The 18,509-nt window shown below is 67.8% G+C and carries 17 protein-coding genes; 7 read left to right on the forward strand and 10 right to left on the reverse strand.

Annotated elements, in window-relative coordinates:
• Window positions 1-12 precede the first annotated feature (12 nt).
• From FQ775_RS20135 to trxA, 4 genes are all read left to right on the forward strand, one after another.
• A complete protein-coding gene (locus FQ775_RS20135; RefSeq protein ID WP_146301819.1) occupies window positions 13-717 on the forward strand; it encodes a nucleotidyltransferase family protein in 705 nt (234 codons plus the stop codon).
• Window positions 714-3,842, forward strand: coding sequence for a double-strand break repair protein AddB (addB, locus tag FQ775_RS20140; protein WP_146298163.1), 3,129 nt, complete (start codon window positions 714-716; stop codon window positions 3,840-3,842). Before FQ775_RS20135 ends, addB begins: the two co-directional genes overlap by 4 nt.
• Window positions 3,839-7,354, forward strand: coding sequence for a double-strand break repair helicase AddA (gene addA / locus FQ775_RS20145; RefSeq protein WP_246730189.1), 3,516 nt, complete (start codon window positions 3,839-3,841; stop codon window positions 7,352-7,354). Before addB ends, addA begins: the two co-directional genes overlap by 4 nt.
• Window positions 7,355-7,425: 71 nt before the next feature.
• The gene (gene trxA / locus FQ775_RS20150) at window positions 7,426-7,749 is read left to right on the forward strand and encodes a thioredoxin (protein WP_146298165.1); all 324 of its coding nucleotides are present in this window, start codon (window positions 7,426-7,428) and stop codon (window positions 7,747-7,749) included.
• Window positions 7,750-7,818: 69 nt separating this feature from the next.
• Here the strand turns inward: trxA and FQ775_RS20155 are convergent, their stop codons facing one another.
• From FQ775_RS20155 to FQ775_RS20185, 7 genes are all read right to left on the reverse strand, one after another.
• Window positions 7,819-9,147 carry a bifunctional folylpolyglutamate synthase/dihydrofolate synthase gene (locus FQ775_RS20155; RefSeq protein WP_146298166.1) on the reverse strand — a complete coding sequence of 443 codons (1,329 nt, stop codon included), beginning with the start codon at window positions 9,145-9,147 and terminating at the stop codon, window positions 7,819-7,821.
• A gap of 75 nt (window positions 9,148-9,222) precedes the next feature.
• Window positions 9,223-10,155, reverse strand: a complete 933-nt coding sequence (accD, locus tag FQ775_RS20160) for an acetyl-CoA carboxylase, carboxyltransferase subunit beta (protein WP_146298167.1) — start codon at window positions 10,153-10,155, stop codon at window positions 9,223-9,225.
• A gap of 33 nt (window positions 10,156-10,188) precedes the next feature.
• The gene (trpA, locus tag FQ775_RS20165; RefSeq protein WP_146298168.1) at window positions 10,189-11,031 is read right to left on the reverse strand and encodes a tryptophan synthase subunit alpha; all 843 of its coding nucleotides are present in this window, start codon (window positions 11,029-11,031) and stop codon (window positions 10,189-10,191) included.
• Entirely contained in the window at window positions 11,028-11,351 is a 324-nt protein-coding gene (gene cutA, locus FQ775_RS20170; protein WP_146298169.1) for a divalent-cation tolerance protein CutA, read from the reverse strand. The genes trpA and cutA overlap by 4 nt, the downstream gene beginning before the upstream one ends.
• 9 nt (window positions 11,352-11,360) lie before the next feature.
• Window positions 11,361-11,600 carry a hypothetical protein gene (locus FQ775_RS20175; protein WP_146298170.1) on the reverse strand — a complete coding sequence of 80 codons (240 nt, stop codon included), beginning with the start codon at window positions 11,598-11,600 and terminating at the stop codon, window positions 11,361-11,363.
• 36 nt (window positions 11,601-11,636) lie between these two features.
• Window positions 11,637-12,857: a tryptophan synthase subunit beta gene (gene trpB, locus FQ775_RS20180; RefSeq protein WP_146300775.1), complete on the reverse strand. Its 1,221-nt coding sequence runs from the start codon at window positions 12,855-12,857 to the stop codon at window positions 11,637-11,639.
• A gap of 76 nt (window positions 12,858-12,933) precedes the next feature.
• The gene (locus FQ775_RS20185) at window positions 12,934-13,587 is read right to left on the reverse strand and encodes a phosphoribosylanthranilate isomerase (RefSeq protein ID WP_146300776.1); all 654 of its coding nucleotides are present in this window, start codon (window positions 13,585-13,587) and stop codon (window positions 12,934-12,936) included.
• A 152-nt stretch (window positions 13,588-13,739) separates the two neighbouring features.
• Between FQ775_RS20185 and FQ775_RS20190 the strand changes: the two genes are divergently transcribed.
• Complete coding sequence (locus FQ775_RS20190) at window positions 13,740-14,831, forward strand: AI-2E family transporter (protein WP_146300777.1); 1,092 nt, start codon at window positions 13,740-13,742, stop codon at window positions 14,829-14,831.
• Window positions 14,832-14,840: 9 nt separating this feature from the next.
• On the opposite strand, the gene FQ775_RS20195 is transcribed toward FQ775_RS20190, so the two are convergent.
• Window positions 14,841-15,599, reverse strand: a complete 759-nt coding sequence (locus FQ775_RS20195) for a M48 family metallopeptidase (RefSeq protein ID WP_146300778.1) — start codon at window positions 15,597-15,599, stop codon at window positions 14,841-14,843.
• A 207-nt stretch (window positions 15,600-15,806) separates the two neighbouring features.
• On the opposite strand from FQ775_RS20195, the gene FQ775_RS20200 reads away from it, so the two are divergent.
• On the forward strand, window positions 15,807-16,070 hold the full coding sequence (locus FQ775_RS20200; protein WP_146300779.1) for a hypothetical protein: 264 nt from the start codon (window positions 15,807-15,809) through the stop codon (window positions 16,068-16,070).
• Window positions 16,071-16,151: 81 nt separating this feature from the next.
• Here FQ775_RS20200 and FQ775_RS20205 read toward each other — a convergent pair whose 3' ends face one another.
• Together FQ775_RS20205 and FQ775_RS20210 are read right to left on the reverse strand one after the other, a co-directional pair.
• Entirely contained in the window at window positions 16,152-16,592 is a 441-nt protein-coding gene (locus FQ775_RS20205) for a DUF2852 domain-containing protein (RefSeq protein WP_146300780.1), read from the reverse strand.
• Between the two features lie 169 nt (window positions 16,593-16,761).
• Window positions 16,762-17,541 (reverse strand): alpha/beta hydrolase, encoded by a 780-nt coding sequence (locus tag FQ775_RS20210; RefSeq protein WP_146300781.1) that lies wholly within the window; start codon window positions 17,539-17,541, stop codon window positions 16,762-16,764.
• 208 nt (window positions 17,542-17,749) lie between these two features.
• Between FQ775_RS20210 and infC the strand changes: the two genes are divergently transcribed.
• On the forward strand, window positions 17,750-18,286 hold the full coding sequence (gene infC, locus FQ775_RS20215) for a translation initiation factor IF-3 (protein ID WP_146300782.1): 537 nt from the start codon (window positions 17,750-17,752) through the stop codon (window positions 18,284-18,286).
• The last annotated feature ends 223 nt before the right edge of the window (window positions 18,287-18,509 follow it).

The following is an 18,509-nucleotide window of genomic DNA, read 5'->3' on the forward strand; positions in this document are numbered from 1 at the left end:
CCGAAATGCGCCATGGTGCTGGCGGCCGGCCTCGGCTTGCGAATGCGCCCGATCACCGAGACGCTTCCCAAGCCGCTGGTCCGCGTCGGCGGCAAGCCGCTGCTCGACTGGGGGCTCGACGCGCTCGCGGCGGCCGGCGTCGAGCGCGCCGTCGTCAACGTGCACCACCTGGCCGGTCAGGTCGTCGACCACCTGAGCCCGCGCCGGTCCCCGGCCATTGTCATCTCCGACGAGACGCCGCGACTCCTCGATTCGGCCGGCGGCATCGTGAAGGCCCTGCCGCATCTCGGCGGCCAGCCATTCTTCGTCGTCAACGCCGACACGTTCTGGATCGATGCCGGCGATCCCGGTCTTGTCTCCCTTGCCGCGCATTGGGACACCGCCAGGATGGACATCCTCCTGATGCTTGTCGATCTGGCATCAACGACCGGTCACAACGGCAAGACGGATTTCCAGGTCGATGGCGACGGGCGGCTTTCCCGCGCCGCCGGTGCGGCCGACGGGCTGGTCTATGCCGGCGCGGCCATCATCCATCCGCGCGTCTTTGTCGATGCTCACCCCGAGCCGCATTCGCTCAATCGCTATTTCGACGACACCATCGCTTCCGGGCGCCTGTTCGGCCACAGGATGACCGGCCGCTGGATCACCGTCGGCACGCCCGATGCGATCCCGCTTGCCGAAGCCGCGGTCGAGGCGGCCATGGCCGGGGCACCGTGACCGGCCGCGCGGCTCCGCGGCTTTTTTCGGTACCGCCGGGGGCTCCGTTTCTGTCGACCCTTGCCGACTCGCTGCTCGCGGGCGAATTGGTGCCGGGTTTCTCGCATGATGGCGATCCCCTCACGCTGGCCGACGTCACCATCTACGTGCCCACCCGCCGCGCCGCGCGCGCCCTGCGCAGTACCTTCGTCGACCGCCTTGACCGGGGTTCGGCGATCCTGCCGGTGATCCGCCCGCTCGGCGATTTCGACGAGGATGCCGACCTCTTCGAAATCGAAGGCCCCGCCGCACTGGACCTTTCGCCGCCGATCCCGGCGCTCGACCGGCTGCTGGCGCTGGCGCCGCTGGTGCGGGCCTGGAAGCGCCGGCTGCCGGCCCATGTCGCGGCCCTGTTCGAAGAGGATGTCGTCGTGCCGGCCTCGACCGCCGACGCGATCTGGCTGGCGCGCGACCTTGCCGCGCTGATGGACGAGGTCGAGACCGAAGACGCCGACTGGACTGCGCTCGCATCGCTGGTCAAAGGCGATCTGGCCGCGTGGTGGCAGGTGACGCTCGACTTCCTGGCGATCGTCACCGAGGCCTGGCCGGCCGTGCTGGCAGAGCGCGACCGCTCCAATCCCGCTGCTCACCGCAGCGCCATGATCGCGGCCGAAGCCATCCGGCTGCAGCGCAACCCGCCGCCGGGGCCGGTGGTCGCCGCCGGCTCCACCGGCTCCATTCCCGCCACTGCGCGGCTCCTGTCGGTGGTCGCCCGCCTGCCGTTGGGCGCGGTCGTGCTTCCGGGGCTTGACGTCGGACTCGACGAACCCTCCTGGCAGGCGATCGGCGAAAGCCGCTCGCCGGCCTCCGCCTTCGGCCACCCGCAATTCGGGCTCAAGAAGCTCCTGTCGGTGATCGGCGCGCTGCGCGGCGACGTTGCGGAGATCGGCCGCCGGTCGCATGCCCTTGCCGCCCGCGCGGCGATCGTTTGCGAAGCGCTTCGCCCGGCCGAGACGACGGACGCCTGGGTCGCGGCCGGCGTCCGCATCGACGCTGCGCTCGAGGCTGGCGCGCTTGCCGACGTCGCCCTCATCGAGGCGGCCAATGAGCGCGAGGAAGCGTTGGCGGTCGCCATCGCCCTGCGGGCCGCGCTTGAGGAGCAACCAGCAGCGCACGTCGCGTTGGTGACCGGCGATCGCGAGCTGGCGCGACGCGTTGCGGCCGAACTGCTGCGCTTCGGCATTCGCGCCGATGATTCCGGCGGCACGCCGCTGTCGCGCACTCCGCCCGGCAGTTTCCTGGCGGGGTTGCTGGCGGCGGCCTTTTCCACCGGCGATCCTTTGCCGATCCTGGCCCTGATGAAGCATCCCCTGTTCCGGCTCGGGCGCGGACGCGCCGAGACCCGGCATCTGGTCGAGCTGGTGGAACTGGTCGTCCTGCGCGGCGGCAGCGGCCGGCCCGACGCGTCGACGCTCGCGGCCGATTTCGAGCGCCGCTGGGCCGAGATCGCGGCCGCGCCGCGAAAGCCGTTCTGGCTTCCTCGCCTCGCCGCCGCCGACATTGCCGCCGCGCGCTCGTTGTTGCGCGACCTCGACGCGGCACTGGCGCCGCTTGTCGTGCGCAGGCACGAGGGTGAAGCGGATATTGCCGCGCTTGCGCGCGATACCGTTGCCGTCGTCGAGACACTCGCCCGCGATGCTGCCGGCAGCATCGAAGCGCTCTACGGCGGCGACGCCGGGGAGAAGCTGGCCGACTTCCTGCGCGGCCTGATCGCTTCCGAAGCAAGCCTCGCCTTCGCCGCCATGGAATGGCCCGACGTCTTGGCCGCGCTGATGTCCGGCGAAACCGTCAAGCCTTCGGTCGCGTCCGACAGCCGCGTCTCGATCTGGGGCGCGCTCGAGGCCCGCCTGCAGAGCGTCGACATGCTGGTGATCGGCGGCCTCAACGAAGGCACTTGGCCGGCGAGTGCACAAGCCGACCGCTTCATGTCGCGCATCATGAAGACCGGCATGGAGCTCGAGCCGCCCGAACGCCGCATCGGCCTTGCCGCGCACGATTTCATGATGGCCTGCGGCAGCCCGCAGCTCATCCTGTCGCGCGCCCAGCGCCAGGGCGACGCACCCTCGGTCGCCTCGCGCTGGCTGCAGCGAATCCTCGCGGTCGTCGGCGAACCGGCCGCAGCCGGCCTGCATGACCGGGGCAAACGTTTCCTCGAATGGGCGCGTGACATCGACACCGGGCCCGACATCGATTTCGTGCCGCGGCCGGAACCGAAACCGCCGCTGGCCAGCCGACCGAAGAGGTTCTCGGTCACCGAGGTCGAGACGCTGCGCCGCGATCCCTACGCCGTGTATGCAAAGCGCATCCTGCGGCTGGCGCCGCTCGATCCGCTGGTCAGCGATCCGGGAGCCGCCGAGCGCGGCACGCTTTTCCACGAGATTCTGCATCGGTTCACCGAATCGGGCGTCGACGCCCGTGACCGGCGGGCGCTCGAAGCGCTGCTTGCCATCGGGCGGGCCTGCTTCGGTCAGGCGACGCTGCCGCCCGACGTCGAGGCGGTGTGGTGGCCGCGCTTTGCCGCCATGGCGCCGCACATCATCGCGTTCGAGCGCGCCCGAGTCGACCATCTGCGCTCGCGCCACGCCGAAGTCGCCGCCAGTCCGTTGCCGATCGGCGCCACCGACGCGGTTATCACCGGGCGCGCCGACCGTATCGACGTCCTTCATGATGGCCGCGCCGATGTCCTCGACTACAAGACCGGCAGTTCGCCGTCCCGCCGCCAGGCCCACACGCTGGTGGCTCCGCAGCTTGCCCTTGAAGGCGCGGTTCTCAAGCGCGGCGGCTTTGCCACGCTCGGTGCCGCCGATCCCACCGACCTCGTCTATGTGCGGCTGCGTCCGAACGGCGAAGTGCTGGTCGATTCGATCCTGGAGTTCAAGCGAAAGCGGCGCCCGGCGGGCGAACTCTCCGACGATGCCTGGCGCCGGCTCGAGCAACTGGTGGCACATTATTCCGATCCCGAAGCCGGCTATCTGTCGCGCGCGCTGCCCTTCCGCGAGGGCGACACTGACGGTGACTACGATCATCTCGCCCGCGTGCTCGAATGGTCGGCCGGTGCCGAGGACGACGCGGAGGGCGAGCCGTGAGCCGGAAGCACCCCATCCCGCCCGACACCACCGAGCGCCAGCTGCGTGCCTCCGACCCGCGGCTGTCCGCGTGGGTCTCGGCCAATGCCGGTTCCGGCAAGACCCATGTGCTCTCGCGGCGCGTGATGCGGTTGCTCCTCGACCAGGTCGACCCCTCACGCATCCTGTGCCTGACCTACACCAAGGCCGCTGCCGCCAATATGTCGACGCGCGTCTTCCGCGACCTCGCCCGCTGGGCGACACTCGACGATGCGACGCTGGCCGAAGAGGTCGAGGCACTGGAAGAGCGCCGCCCCGGCCCGCAAAGGCTGCGGCTGGCGCGGCGGCTCTTCGCCCGCGCGCTGGAGACACCGGGCGGCCTCAAGATTCAGACGATCCATGCTTTCTGCGAGGCGGTGCTGCACCGCTTTCCGCTCGAAGCCAATATCGCCGGTCATTTCGAACTTCTCGACGGCCGCATGGAACAGGCGCTGGTCGCCGAAGCCCGCCGTGACCTGCTTGCCGGCATCGACGATCCGGCGCGGCTGGAACTGGCGGAGGCCTTTGCCGCCGTGCTGAAGGCTGGAGGGGAACACGGGCTGGAGGAACTGCTGGGCGAAATCGTGCAGAAGCGCGATGCCTTGCGCGCCTTCATCACCGAGATTGCCGGCACGGCTCCGCCTTTCGGCGATGTCGCCGAAGAGTTCGGCTTCTCTGGTCACGAGGACGAAGAGAGCATCATCGCCTCAGCCTGGCCTGATCCCTGGTTCGATGCCGCCCTTGCCGCCCGGCTCGAGACGGCCGCGAGGGCGGCCGGCAAGAAGACTGCGACCCGGTTCGGCGAGCTTCTGGCCGCTGCCTGCGACGCCTCGCCCTCTGCGGGTTTTGCCGCGGCGCGCGATCTTTTTCTGGAAAACAAGAAGAGCGGCGTCTGGGTCCCGCGCAAGACCAGGCAGATCATGGCGGCAGGCGTCGCCGAGCATTTCCCTGAGTTCGAGGCCGAGTTCGCCCGCGCGGCCCAGACCTTCACCGCCACCGTCGACCGCCTCGCCGCCTGGCACATGGCCAGCCAGACCCGGGCTGCGCTTGTCATCGCCGACTGGCTGATCGCCCGCTACGAGCGCCTGAAATCGGCGCGCGGCTATCTCGATTTCAACGACCTTATCAACCGCACCGCATCGCTTCTGTCGCGGACCGACGTCGGGCCGTGGATCCAGTACAAGCTCGATCAGGGCATCGACCACATCCTGGTCGACGAGGCCCAGGACACCAGCCCGCAGCAATGGCGTGTCGTCGCGCGGCTGGCCGAGGAGTTCTTCGCCGGGCGCGGCGCCCGCGACGACGATATCCGCACCATCTTCGCGGTCGGCGACGAAAAGCAGTCGATCTATTCTTTCCAGGGGGCAGAACCCGAGGCGTTCGAGAACTACCGCCGCCACTTCGCGGCCCGGGTCGAGGCGGCGGGCCACAGGTTCGAGCGTGTGCGCTTGCCGCACTCCTTCCGCTCGACCGAAGACGTGCTTCAAGCGGTCGACAGCGTTTTCCGCCGCCCCGAGGCGCGCGCCGGGTTGACGCGCGACAGCGATCCGATCGACCACCGCGCGATCCGCGTTGGCGATCCCGGCCATGTCGAGCTATGGGAGCAGATTGCACCACAGCAGGTCGATGAACCTGACGACTGGACCGAGGCGATCGACCACGCCACGGCGCCGGCCGCCCGGTTGGCCGACATCGTTGCCGCCACCATCGACCGCTGGCTCAAGACGGGTGAACGCCTCGAAGGCCCGGACCGACGCATCGCGCCCGGTGACGTGCTGGTGCTGGTCAGGAAGCGTGACCGTTTCATCCATGCCCTGTCGCGCAGCCTCAAGAACCGCCACATCGCGGTCGCGGGGGCCGACCGGCTCAACCTGCGCACCCACATCGCCGTGCAGGACATGATCGCGCTCGGGCGTTTCGTGCTGCAGCCGCATGACGACCTGTCTCTGGCGGCACTCCTGAAAAGCCCGGTCTTCGGCGTCGGCGAAAAAGACCTGTTCGACGTTGCGGCCGACCGCGGTGACCTGTCCCTTCATGCGGCGCTGCGCCGCAAGGCGCAGCATGAGCCGCATTGGGCCGCCGTCGAGGAGCGCCTTGCGCGCTGGCGCAACGAGGCAGACACGAGGACGGTCTTCGATTTCTACGCCGCCATTCTCGGGCGCGACGGCGTGCGCCAGCAGATGGTGCGCCGCCTCGGCCGCGAGGCGGGCGACATCCTCGACGAGTTCCTGAGCTTCTGCCTTGCGTCCGAAAAGGCCGGCATCGAAGGCCTGGAGGCGTTCCTGGCGACGCTTGAGAATGCCGGCCCCGATATCCGCCGCGAGATGGACCAGTCGCGCGACGAGGTCCGCATCATGACCGTTCACGCCTCCAAGGGGCTGGAGGCGCCGGTGGTCATCCTGGTCGACAATGGCAGCGCGCCGTTCTCTGAAAGCCACCTGCCGCGGCTGATGCCGATGCGGTCGCAAAAAGGCTTGTGGCAGGGCGAGGGTTTTGTCTGGCGCGCCGGCAGGGACAGCGCCAATTCGCGTTCGCTGGCCATATCGCAGGCCATCGCCGCCAAGGCGCGCGAGGAATACCGGCGGCTCCTCTATGTCGGCATGACAAGGGCCGAGGACCGGTTGATCGTCTGCGGCTATCGGGGCGTCAACGAGCCCGATCCGGGCATCTGGCATACGCTGGTGCGCACGGCGCTGGATGACGAGGTGACGACCGAGGAACGCCATCCCGTCGCCGATCTTGGGGTGAGGCATTTCCGTGTGACGGCGCCGCGGCCCCGCGCCGGGGCGGAAGAGGAACCCGCGCCGCAACCTCGTGCGCAGGCCGTTCCCGCTTTCCTGCATGCGCCGCTGCCGCACGCCGCGCGTTTGCCGCGCCCGCTGGCGCCATCGGGCGCCTCCGCGATCATCGAGCCCGATCGTGGCCCGGTCGCGGCCAACGTCTCGCCGGTTCTCGACCCGGCCGCACCCTCCTTTGCCGCCGCGCGCGGCACCGCCATGCATCGCCTTCTGCAAAGCCTGCCGCAGCTGCCGGTAACAGCCCGCGAAGAGGCTGCGGCCGCCTATCTGGAGCGCGTTGGAAGCGGCTGGCCGGCGGGCGAATGCGAGGCCGCGCTGCGGGCGGTGATGTCGATCCTTGCCGAGCCGCGCTTCGCCGACGTCTTCGCGCCCGGCTCCCGCGCCGAGGTCGCCCTGATGGGCACGCTCGAGGTCGGCGGCGTGCCCCGCGCCATTTCGGGCAAGATCGACCGGATAGCGGTCGCCGGGGATGAGGTCCTGATCGTCGACTACAAGACCGGTCGTCCGCCGCCGTCTGACGTGTCGCAGGTGCCGTTCGGGCATGTCGCGCAGATGGCGCTTTATCGCGAATTGCTGCGCCCGCTTTATCCGGGCCGCCGCGTGACGGCGGCGCTGCTGTTCACCGAGGCGCCGATGCTCCTGCATGTGCCGGCGGAGGCTATGGACGGGGCCCTTGTTCGACTCACGCCGGCGTGACACAACATATGCTTGACGGGCTGAACGCCCATCCCCACATGCTGCGCGACGCGACTTTTTAGGAGAACGCCATGTCCCCCGTAACGACGGACAAGAACAGCTTCCAGACCGACGTGCTCGAATCCGCCGAGCCGGTCGTGGTCGATTTCTGGGCGGAGTGGTGCGGGCCGTGCAAGATGATCGCCCCGTCGCTGGAGGAGATTTCGCAGGAAATGGCCGGCAAGGTGAAGGTCGCCAAGGTCAATATCGACGAGAATCCCGAACTGGCGGCCCAGTTCGGTGTCCGCTCGATCCCGACGCTGATGGTGTTCAAGGGTGGCGAGGTGGCCGACATCAAGGTCGGCGCGGCGCCCAAGACCGCGCTGTCGGCCTGGATCGGCAACGCCATCGCCTGACGGTCTTTCGCTTGAGGATGTTTTCGAAAGCCCGGCTCCGGCCGGGCTTTTTCGTTGCAGGGCCGGTGTTCAGGCGGGCGGCGTGCCGTTTTCGGCCAGCACCTCGCCGATCAGATAGAGCGAGCCGCAGATCAGGATGCGCGGCGTGGGCTCCTTGTGGTCCCAGGTGTCGCGCAACAGCATCAGCGCATTGGCGACCGAATGCACCGGCTCCGCAGAAAGCCCTGCCTCGCCGGCGCGCAGGGCGAGTTCGGCGTTGGGCACGCCGGCGTCGCTGCTGTTGACCGGCACCGTGAAGACGTGCCGGGCCATCCCGGCGAAGGCCCGGAAGTAGTTGGTCTGGTCCTTGGTGTTGATCATGCCGCAGATCAGGAAAAGCGGCCTTGGATGCCGTTCCTCCCGCTCGGCCAGCGTTTCGGCGATCGCCGCGCCCGCGCCGGGATTATGGCCGCCGTCGATCCACAACTCCGCGCCTTCCGGCGCGAACTGGGTGAGCCGCCCCTGCTCCAGCCGCTGCAGCCGGCCCGGCCATTCGACCTGCTCCATCGCGCGTTCGGCGGCGTTTAGCGACACTGCGAAACCGGCCGCCTTGACTGCCGCGATCGCTGCTGCCGCATTGGCGAACTGGTGCCGCCCGGCAAGCCGAGGCGGCGGCAGATCCATCAGCCCGTCCTCGTCCTGATAGGAAAGCCGCCCGTGTTCGGGCGTGGCGAGGAAGTCCTGCCCGTAGATGATCGCCGGTGCCTCCAGGCGGTCGGCCGTTTCGATCAGCACGTCGCGGGCGACTTCCGATTCCTGCGCTCCGATCACCACTGGCGCGCCGCGCTTGATGATGCCGGCCTTCTCGACCGCGATCAGTTCGACCTTGTCGCCGAGATAGGCTTCATGATCGAGCGAGATCGGCATGATCACCGCCGTAGCCGGTCGCGCGATGACGTTGGTTGCGTCGAAGCGGCCGCCCAGCCCGACCTCGATGATTGCCGCGTCGGCCGGATGTTCGGAAAAGAGCAGGAAGGTGACCGCCGTCAGGATTTCGAAGACCGTGATCGTCTCGCCGCGATTGGCCTCGGCCGCCCGCACCACCGCGTCGGCCAGCACATCGTCCTCCACCAGTCGCCCGCCGCCCTGGGCGCCGAGCCGGTAGCGCTCGCGCCAGCTCACGAGATGCGGCGAGGTGTGGACATGAACCTTGTGGCCTTCGGCCTCCAGCAGCGAACGCGAGAACGCCGCCGCCGAACCCTTGCCGTTGGTGCCGGCGATGTGGATGACGGGCGGCAGCCTCTCCTGAGGATTGCCGAGACGGTCCAGCAGCCGCGTGATGCGGTCGAGGGAAAGGTCGAAGCCTTTCGGGTGGAGTGTCATCAGCCGCGCGATCTCGCGGTCGGCTTTCGTCGTCATCGACTGCATGTCCTGTCGGTATCCGCTCTGGTGGCCGCTGCGGCCGCCTTCGGGCACGCCCGGCCTGGATCGATCCTAGGCCTGCGGCTGCTCGGCAGGCGCCTCGGGAAGCGGCGTCGGCGCTTCTTCCGGCGTCGTTTCGGGCTGCGCCTGCGTTGCCGGCGCATGGACGAGGATCTTGACCAGTCGCGCAATCGTCGCACGCAGCTCGGGTCGCGGCACCACCATGTCGACCATGCCGTGTTCCATGAGATATTCGGCGCGCTGGAAGCCTTCCGGCAGCTTCTCGCGGATCGTCTGTTCGATCACCCGCGGTCCGGCGAATCCGATCAGCGCACCGGGTTCGGCGATATGCACGTCGCCGAGCATGGCATAGGACGCGGTGACGCCGCCGGTGGTCGGGTTGGTCAGCACCACCACGTAGGGAAGTCCGGCTTCCTTGAGCCGGTCGACGGCGACGGTGGTGCGCGGCAATTGCATCAGCGACAGGATGCCCTCCTGCATGCGCGCGCCCCCCGACGCGGCGAAGAGCACCAGCGGCCGTTTCTCCGCCAATGCCGTCTCGAAGGCGTGGATGATCGCCTCGCCGGCCGCCATGCCGAGCGAGCCGCCCATGAAGGCGAAATCCTGCACGACCGCCATCACCGGCAGGCTTTCCAGCGTGCCTCTGGCGCCGAGCACGGTATCGTCAAGCCCGGTCTTGGCGCGGTTTTCGCGCAGCCGGTCCGTGTAGCGTTTCTCGTCGCGGAATTTCAGCGGATCGACGGCGACCTTGGGGTTGTCGAGCAGCTCGAACTCGCCGCCGTCGAAAAAGAACCGCAACCGGTCACGGGCCGGGATCTTCATGTGGTGTCCCGACGACGGGATCACCCACTGGTTGTCCTCGAGATCCTTGTGGAACACCATCTCGCCCGTCTCCGGGCACTTGATCCACAGGTTCTCCGGCATCTCGCGCCGGCCCAGCATCGAGTTGATCTTCGGTCTGACGTAGTTGGTGATCCAGTTCATGGAACGCTCCGTTTCCGGAAAGAGATGGGGCCGCTACTCGGCGGCGGCAAGGCGGGCCGCACGCACGCCCTTGGCAAGGCCCGAGACCAGCGTGGTCACCGCCTCGGCCGGATCGGCGGTCTTGGCGCCATCGGGGCCGATGACATTGGCGACCGCGTTGACGATCGCGGTGCCGACGACGACCCCGTCCGCGGCCTGTCCGATCACCCGCGCCTGCTCGGCGGTCTTGACCCCGAAGCCGACGCACACCGGCAGTTCGGTATGGTGCTTGATGCGTGCCACCGCGGTGCCGATGCGGCTGGTGTCGGGCAGTGCCGAGCCGGTGATGCCGGTCATCGACACGTAGTAGACGAAGCCGGAGGTGTTTTCGAGCACCTTGGGCAGCCGCTTGTCGTCGGTGGTCGGCGTCGCCAGTCGGATGAAGTTGATGCCGGCCTTGAGGGCCGGGATGCAGAGTTCGGCGTCCATTTCCGGCGGAAGATCGACGATGATGAGGCCGTCGATGCCGGCCGCCTTGGCGTCGGTCAGGAAACGCTCGACGCCATAGATGTAGATCGGGTTGTAATAGCCCATCATCACGATCGGCGTCTCGTCGTCATCTTCGCGAAAGCTCGTCGCCATTTGAAGCGTCTTCTTCAGCGTCTGCCCGCCCTTGAGCGCGCGCAGGCCCGCCGCCTGGATCGCCGGCCCGTCGGCCATCGGGTCGGAGAACGGCATGCCGAGCTCGATGATGTCGCTGCCCGCGCCCGGCAGCGCCTTCATGATCGACAGCGAGGTCTCGTAGTCGGGATCGCCGCCCATGAAATAGGTGACGAGCGCCGGGCGTCCCTCGGCCTTCAGCTTCGCCAGGCGGCGGTCGATGCGGGTCTCGGTCATGCGTTTCCTTCTGCCGTGGTCTCGGCCGCGATCCATTGTTCGAAAGCCGGGTTTGCGCCGACATTCATGTGGCGGATGATGGCCGGCGTGTCATAGGGATGATGTTCGGCGATGAACGCCTCCAGCGCCTCGGCGCGCTCCGCGCCGGTCTTGAAGATCGCCAGCGTCTCGGCCTCGTCGGCGATCTGGCCGTCCCACCAGAACAGCGAACGCACGCCCTCGACGATGTTGGCGCAGGCCGCAAGTCGCGCCTCGAGGACGGCGCGCGCCAGCCTGGCCGCCTCTTCGGCGCTGGCGAACGTCACGTGGACCTCGATCATCGCCGTACCTCACTCGGCATGTTCGCGCACCTCGATGGTGACCGCGAAGGCGTAGAAGCCGTCGCGCTCGATACGGCTGCGCGCCATGCCGGCGTCAAACGCGATGCGCGGCTCGTTGTCGTCCTCGATCCGCGTCATGAAGGCGAGGTTGCGGCTTTCGCGGATGCCTTGCGGGTTCTCGCGCGCATCATCGGTGCGGATCGCCACGTAATGATGCGGATTGTGTCTGGATCGGTAGATTTCGAACATGCGTCCACCTCCCGGATGGCTTGCCTCGAAACGTGCCTAGAGCTCCATGCCCAGCATTTTGCCGACGGTGAAGATGTCCTTGTCGCCGCGGCCGCACAGGTTCATGACGATGATCTGATCCTTGCCCATCCTCGGCGCCCGCTTGACCACCTCGGCCAGCGCATGGCTGGGCTCGAGCGCCGGGATGATGCCCTCGACCCGGGTCAAGAGCTGGAACGCCTCCAGCGCCTCGTCATCCATGATCGGCACATAGTCGACCCGGCCCGCTTCCTTCAGCCACGAGTGCTCCGGCCCGATGCCGGGATAGTCGAGACCTGCCGAGATCGAATGCCCGTCCTTGATCTGGCCGTCGCCGTCCTGGAGCAGATAGGTGCGGTTGCCGTGCAGCACGCCGGGCCGGCCGGCCGTCAGCGAGGCGCAATGCTCGTCGCCGGAAAGCCCCTTGCCGCCGGCCTCCACGCCGACGATCGCGACCTCGCGGTCGTCAAGGAAGGGATGGAACAGCCCGATCGCGTTGGAGCCGCCGCCGACGGCGGCCACCAGCAGGTCCGGCAGCCGGCCCTCGGCCTCCATCAGCTGCTCCCGGGTCTCGCGCCCGATCACCGACTGGAACTCGCGCACCAGCTCCGGATAGGGATGCGGGCCCGCCGCCGTGCCGATCAGGTAATAGGTGTCCTCGACATTGGTCACCCAGTCCCTCAGCGCCTCGTTCATGGCGTCCTTGAGCGTGCCGTGGCCCGACGACACCGGCCGCACCTCCGCGCCGAGCAGCTTCATGCGGAAGACGTTCGGCGCCTGCCGCTCGACGTCGGTCGCCCCCATATAGACCACGCAGGGCAGGCCGAAGCGCGCCGCCACCGTCGCCGTCGCCACGCCGTGCTGGCCGGCACCCGTCTCGGCGATGATGCGGGTCTTGCCCATGCGCCTGGCGAGCAGGATCTGGCCGAGGCAGTTGTTGATCTTGTGCGAGCCGGTGTGGTTCAGCTCGTCGCGCTTGAAATAGATCTTGGCCCCGCCGAGCTTCCCGGTCAGCCGCTCGGCGAAATAGAGCGGCGACGGCCGTCCGGTATAATGCCGGCCCAGATGTTCGAGTTCGGCCTGGAACGCATCATCCTTGCGCGCGGCGTCCCAGTGCGCCTGCAGATCCAGGATCAGCGGCATCAGGGTCTCGGCGACGAACCGACCCCCGAAAATCCCGAACATCCCGCTCTCGTCAGGTCCAAAACGGAACGAGTTCGTAGCCGTCGCGGCTTCCATGGCCTATTCCTCAAAACCGGGCCGGACGATCTCCGCCCGTACCGCTGTAACATCGTCGGGCGCCGCCGCCATCAGGTCACGCGATGCGCTCCGTCCTCGCCGCCGCCACGGCCGCGAAAAATTCCGCGATAAGACCGGCATCCTTGACGCCCGGTGCACTCTCCACGCCCGACGACAGGTCGATGCCGGGCGGGTCGAGCAGCCGCACCGCGTCGCCGACATTGGCGGCACCGAGGCCACCCGAAAGCATGTAATCGACGCCGCGGTCAAGTTCGGCCAGCACGCGCCAGTCGAAGGCGAGGCCGTTGCCGCCGGGCAGCTCGGAGCCCTTCGGTGGCTTGGCGTCGAACAGGAACCGGTCGGCAACGCCGAGATAGGGTCCGATCCGCTCGAGGTCGGCCGGTTCGGAAACGGCCAGCGCCTTCATCACGGGCAGCCCGTATCGCTGCTTCACCGCGGCAACGCGCTCCGGCGTCTCGCGCCCGTGAAGCTGCAGCATGTCAGGCGACATCGCCGACACGATCTCGTCGAGGAAGGCATCGTCGGCATCGACGATGACGGCGACGCCCTCCGCCCGTCCACGCGCGGCATGCCGCAGCCCGCCCGCCGCCTCGGGCGTGACATAGCGCGGACTCCTGGCAAAGAAATTGAAGCCGAGATGGCTCGCCCCGCCGTCCAGCGCGGCGGCGACCGTCTCCGCCGTCTTCAGCCCGCAAATCTTGATGTCCATCCCGTGGCAATAGCGGTCGCATGCGGCATTGTCGAGGCCGCCGGGCCCTGGGCCCGACCTCGGCTCCAGCACATGCTGGCGATAGTGAAACGACGGGTTGGAACCAACCGCGTCCTGCCGCGTTGAACGTTCTGCTGTATGGCGGGCTTTTCATGAAACCTTTCCTCGACCCGCGGCCGGCCGGGCGCTGGTCCTGGGCCAAACCCGATCTCGACACCATCCTGGCGCGCGCCGCGGTCGCGTCGATCGTCCTGCTCGGCGTGCTCGGTTTCGTCGTCGCGCTCATCCAGGGTCAGTTCATTCTGGCACCGGTGACCCTCGCCGTGGTCGTCGGGCTCATGCTCGGGCCGGTTGCGACGCGTCTGGAGCGCCGCGGTTTGCGCGCCTGGCTTTCCGCCGCCATCGTCGTGCTTTTGTTCATCGTGCTGGTCTGCGCCGTTCTCCTCGCACTGATCGGTCCTCTCACCTACTGGGCCGGCGAACTGCCGCGAATCTGGGAAAGACTGCAGTTCCAGCTCGCCCAGTTGCGCGAGCCCATCAACACCTTGAAGGAACTGCAGAGCGAACTGCGGTCGGTGACCGGCGGCTCGCAGGTCACCGTTCAGGTCGATGAGGGCGCCGGCGTCGAGGATGTCGCCGTGATGGCGCCGGCGCTGGTCGCGCAGCTGCTTCTGTTCATGGCCAGCCTGTTCTTCTTCATCGCCACCCGGCACGACATCCGCCTCGGCATCCTGCGTTTCTGTCTCGACCGCAGGCTGCGCTGGCGCGTGGCGCATATCTTCCGTGACGTGGAGGCGCTGGTGTCGCGCTATCTGCTCTCGATCGCCGTCATCAATGCCGGGCTCGGCGTTGCGGTCACCCTGGCGCTGTGGGCCGTCGGCGTGCCGTCGCCGGCGCTTTGGGGCGCCTTTGCAGCGCTGCTCAACTTCGTCATCTACATCGGCCCGACAGTCATGGTGGCGCTGCTCTTCGGCGTCGGGCTGTCCACCTTCGACACGCTCGGCGGCAGTTTCGTGCCGCCATTGGCCTATCTGTCGGTCAATCTGGTCGAGGCGCAGTTCGTCACCCCGATGGTGCTCGGCCGCACGCTGACGCTGAACCCTTTCCTGGTGCTCTTGGCGCTCGCCTTCTGGATCTGGGTCTGGGGCCCGATCGGCGGCTTCGTCGCCATCCCGGCGCTGCTGATCGTGTACGCCATCGTCAGCAACATCTTTCCCGCGGTGCGACAGGCGCGCGGCGACTGATACGCCTCGTCAGGCGAACCGGATCGCCTGCAGCGCGCCGCCATTGCGCTTCAGCCACGCCCTGGCCTCGTCGGTACGCGGGCACAGTTCCCGGCACAGCTTCCAGAATCTCGGCCCGTGGTTCATTTCCTTCAGATGCGCCACCTCGTGGGCGACGAGGTAGTCGATCACCGTCGGGGGCGCCATCATGATGCGCCAGGAAAAGGACAGCACGCCGTCCGCCGTGCATGAGCCCCAGCGGCTGGTCGTGTCCTTGTAGCGGATGGCGCGCGCCGGCCGGCCGACCTGCCCGGCATGCCGGGCCACCAGCGCCTCGATGTCGCGCTTGGCTTCGCGTTTCAGGAAGTCGGCGAGCCGCCGCCCCAGATAGGCCCGCTCGCCATGCACGATCAGCGCCGGCAGGCCGCCCTCGCTGCCGCATGTCACCGTGCCGCGCCTGCCCGGCTCGTGCACGATGACATGCGGCACGCCGCGCAGCGGAATTTTCACGCCGGGGCGCACCTGGGGCCGGTCGGGAAACTTTTCCAGCCGCGCTTCCAGCCAGCCGCGATGGTTTTCCAGGAAGCGGTCGATCTCGCGCGGCGAAAGCCCCGGCGGCACCGTGACCCTCAACCCCTGGCCGCCGGCGTCGATCCTCAGCGTCAGGCGCCGGGCGCGTTCGTTCTCCACGATCTTCAGCGGCAGGGCGCGCCCGCCCACCTCGTGCACGCGCTCCGGCGCGGCCGCGCGAGGGAGAGCAGAAGACGATTTGCGAAACCCGGGAATCATGGCGCGACGTTAAGCGATTCGGGTGCGGACGGGGAGACGACCATCATGCCGCTGCTCCATGACAGGCGTTTTGCCGCGTCTCCCGTATGCGATGCGGACCCCGACCTTGCCGGCCTCGCCGGGCGGAGGCGTGAACCTTTTCCCTGCGCGCCGCGACCAACGGTGAGCGGCGGGAAAGGCCCGCCGCCAATCAGGGAAGGGAAAGCCATGTTCAGGAAAATCCTCACCGTCGCGCTGATTGCGGCCTCCAGCACGGTCGCGCTGTCGCTCGCCAGCGAAGCCTATGCCCGCGATGGCGGCGGCCCGCCGCCGCATGTCTATCGCAAGCTCCTGAAGCAGCAGCAGGCCCGCCAGCAGCAGCCGGTCTCCTCGATCGAACGTGAGACGTCGGCGAACGACAAGGGTTCGAAACAGGCGCCTGCCAAGACGTCATGCCGCGCCGCAGGCGGTTGTCAGGCCCGCGGCCGTTGAGGGTCAGGCCCGTTTCACACCAAAAGAAACGGCGCCGCACGATGTGTGCGGCGCCGTCGTTTTTCGAACTGCTGCCGGAGGTCAGTCGTCGAGCAGACCGGTCTCGTCGTTGCTCGGCTTCTCGTTGCGCCTGCGGTCGCGGTCGGCCATGAAGCGGTCGAACTCTTCCTGATCCTTGGCGCGGCGCAGTTCGCGCATGTAAGCGTCGAATTCCTCGCGCATCTCGTCTAGCTTGCGGCGCTCTTCCTCGATACGCTCCAGCTCCTTGGTGCGCCATTCGTCAAAGGCCACGTTGCCGGTGCGCGCGTGGCGTCCGTGATGGCGGCCCTTGGCCTTGCGGCAGGAGGCGAAGAAGCCATCCGTCGCCTCGTTGACGTCGCGCTTGAAACCGTCAAGCCGGTCGCCCCACAGGATGTAGGCGAGCATCGCCAGGCCCAGCGGCCAGAAGACGATGAAGCCCAGCACCATCAGCGCGATCGTGGCCGGGGTCCATGCCGGACGGATCAGTGCACTAGTGGTCATCTGTCTCGGTTCCTTCCATTCGAGGCAGCCCATCCGGCTGCGTGTTTTCGAAATGGGAACAACCATGGAAGGATTCAAGACGGATCGCCGGCCCGCCTTTGTAAAGTATTGTAAAGGGGACGGTTTTTCGGGACGGAAGCCGCGCGGTCCGGACCCTCTGGGCGCGCCGTCAGTCCGCTGAGGCGCGCGCCGCCATGTCGGCCACGGCGCGGATCAGCAGTTCCAGATCCTGCGGCCGCGACAGGCGGTGGTCGCCGTCGCGGATCAGGGTCAGCGTCACATCCTCGGCCGGCAGATGATCGACCAGTTTCAGCGCGTGCGAAAACGGCACGTCGGGATCCTGCATCCCCTGCAGGATGGTGACCGGGCAGTGGGTCTCGACGATGCCTTTCATCACCTGGTTGCGGCGCCCGTCCTCGATCAGTGCGCGCGTATAGATGTTCGGCTCCGGCCCGTATTCCGACGGCTCCTCGAAATAACCGTCGCGTTCCAGCGCCGCCCTCTGCGCGTCGGAGAATTGCGGCTCCATCAGCTCGATGGTGAAATCCGGCGCCGGCGCGATCAGCACCAGCCCGGCGACGCGGTCGCCCTTGCCGGCTGCGTTCAGTTCCTCGACCATGCGCAGCGCGATCCACGCCCCCATGGAGGAGCCGACCAGCACCTGCGGCCCTTCGGCATAGGCGTCGAACACGGCCAGGCTCTCGGCGAGCCAGCGCGAGATGGTGCCGTCCCGGAAGGCGCCGCCCGATTCCCCGTGTCCGGAATAGTCGTGGCGCAGATAGGCGTGGCCGTTGGCGGCGGCCCATCGGTCGAGCTCCTCTGCCTTGGTCCCTAGCATGTCCGAGCGGTAGCCGCCGAGCCAGGCGACGCCGGGCGCCTTGCCTGCCCGCCGCCGCACGGCGATCGGCGTGTTGTCGACGGTGATGGTTTCGTACGGTAATGCGGCCATGCCTGTCCTCCTGCCGGCCTTGTGGCACAGCCGTGAGGCGACGCAAAGCCTGCCGCCCGCAATCCGCTCAAGCGTGGTCTTTTTCGCACTGTCGTGCTATTGACATGCGCCCGGGCGCACCGACATAGACCGCGCGATGCGGGCCGGGGCCCGAAATTGTCCCGCCTAATATCGTCCCGAACGTCATCAGATCGAGGAGTACACGACCATTCGCAGACCTTACAAAGCCGCGGCGCCCGTCAAGGAAGGCCCGCGCGCCAATCGCGACATCAGGGCCACCGAGGTCCAGCTCATTGACGCCGACGGCCAGAACCGCGGTGTCATCCCCCTACAGCAGGCGCTCGACGCCGCCGAGGACGTTGGTCTCGACCTGGTCGAGATTTCACCCAACGCGCAGCCGCCTGTGTGCAAGATCATCGATCTGGGCAAGCTGAAATACCAGACCCAGAAGAAGGCCGCCGAGGCCAGGCGCAATCAGAAGGTCATCGAGATCAAGGAGATCAAGATGCGCCCCAACATCGATGACCACGATTACGAAACCAAGATGAAGGCCGTGCGCCGGTTTTTCGACGAAGGCGACAAGGTCAAGCTGACGTTGCGCTTCCGCGGCCGCGAGATGGCGCATCTGGAACTCGGCATGCAGCTTCTGAACCGCGTGCGCTCCGAGGTCGAGGAGATCGCCAAGGTCGAGGCCGAACCCAAGCTCGAAGGCCGCCAGATGATGATGGTGCTGGCGCCGAAATAGCGGCTGGGTCGGGAACGCCCGGCCGGCAATTTCCATCCGCGGCGGCCGATTCGATGCCTTGCGCTTTTGCGGGCGCATCGCTATAAGGCCGCGTTCCGAACCGCCCGGCAGGGCATGCCGTGGCGGTTCTCAATGCTTAAACAGCTCAAAAGGCGCTTTCCGAGCGAAGCGAGGCAAGCGCGACCGCGCGTCGGCCGTGATCGGCCGCCCCGGCGGAGGCGGT

Source organism: Nitratireductor mangrovi (genome assembly GCF_007922615.2).
GTDB lineage: Bacteria > Pseudomonadota > Alphaproteobacteria > Rhizobiales > Rhizobiaceae > Mangrovimarina > Mangrovimarina mangrovi.

Bases quoted from the DNA above. Each gene is read 5' to 3' on its own strand.
- FQ775_RS20135 (WP_146301819.1), top strand. From the start codon at position 13: ATGGTGCTGGCGGCCGGCCTCGGCTTGCGAATGCGCCCGATCACCGAG.
- trxA (WP_146298165.1), top strand. From the start codon at position 7,426: ATGTCCCCCGTAACGACGGACAAGAACAGCTTCCAGACCGACGTGCTC.
- FQ775_RS20155 (WP_146298166.1), bottom strand. From the start codon at position 9,147: ATGACGACGAAAGCCGACCGCGAGATCGCGCGGCTGATGACACTCCAC.
- accD (WP_146298167.1), bottom strand. From the start codon at position 10,155: ATGAACTGGATCACCAACTACGTCAGACCGAAGATCAACTCGATGCTG.
- trpA (WP_146298168.1), bottom strand. From the start codon at position 11,031: ATGACCGAGACCCGCATCGACCGCCGCCTGGCGAAGCTGAAGGCCGAG.
- cutA (WP_146298169.1), bottom strand. From the start codon at position 11,351: ATGATCGAGGTCCACGTGACGTTCGCCAGCGCCGAAGAGGCGGCCAGG.
- FQ775_RS20175 (WP_146298170.1), bottom strand. From the start codon at position 11,600: ATGTTCGAAATCTACCGATCCAGACACAATCCGCATCATTACGTGGCG.
- trpB (WP_146300775.1), bottom strand. From the start codon at position 12,857: ATGGAAGCCGCGACGGCTACGAACTCGTTCCGTTTTGGACCTGACGAG.
- FQ775_RS20185 (WP_146300776.1), bottom strand. From the start codon at position 13,587: ATGGACATCAAGATTTGCGGGCTGAAGACGGCGGAGACGGTCGCCGCC.
- FQ775_RS20190 (WP_146300777.1), top strand. From the start codon at position 13,740: ATGAAACCTTTCCTCGACCCGCGGCCGGCCGGGCGCTGGTCCTGGGCC.
- FQ775_RS20195 (WP_146300778.1), bottom strand. From the start codon at position 15,599: ATGATTCCCGGGTTTCGCAAATCGTCTTCTGCTCTCCCTCGCGCGGCC.
- FQ775_RS20200 (WP_146300779.1), top strand. From the start codon at position 15,807: ATGTTCAGGAAAATCCTCACCGTCGCGCTGATTGCGGCCTCCAGCACG.
- FQ775_RS20205 (WP_146300780.1), bottom strand. From the start codon at position 16,592: ATGACCACTAGTGCACTGATCCGTCCGGCATGGACCCCGGCCACGATC.
- FQ775_RS20210 (WP_146300781.1), bottom strand. From the start codon at position 17,541: ATGGCCGCATTACCGTACGAAACCATCACCGTCGACAACACGCCGATC.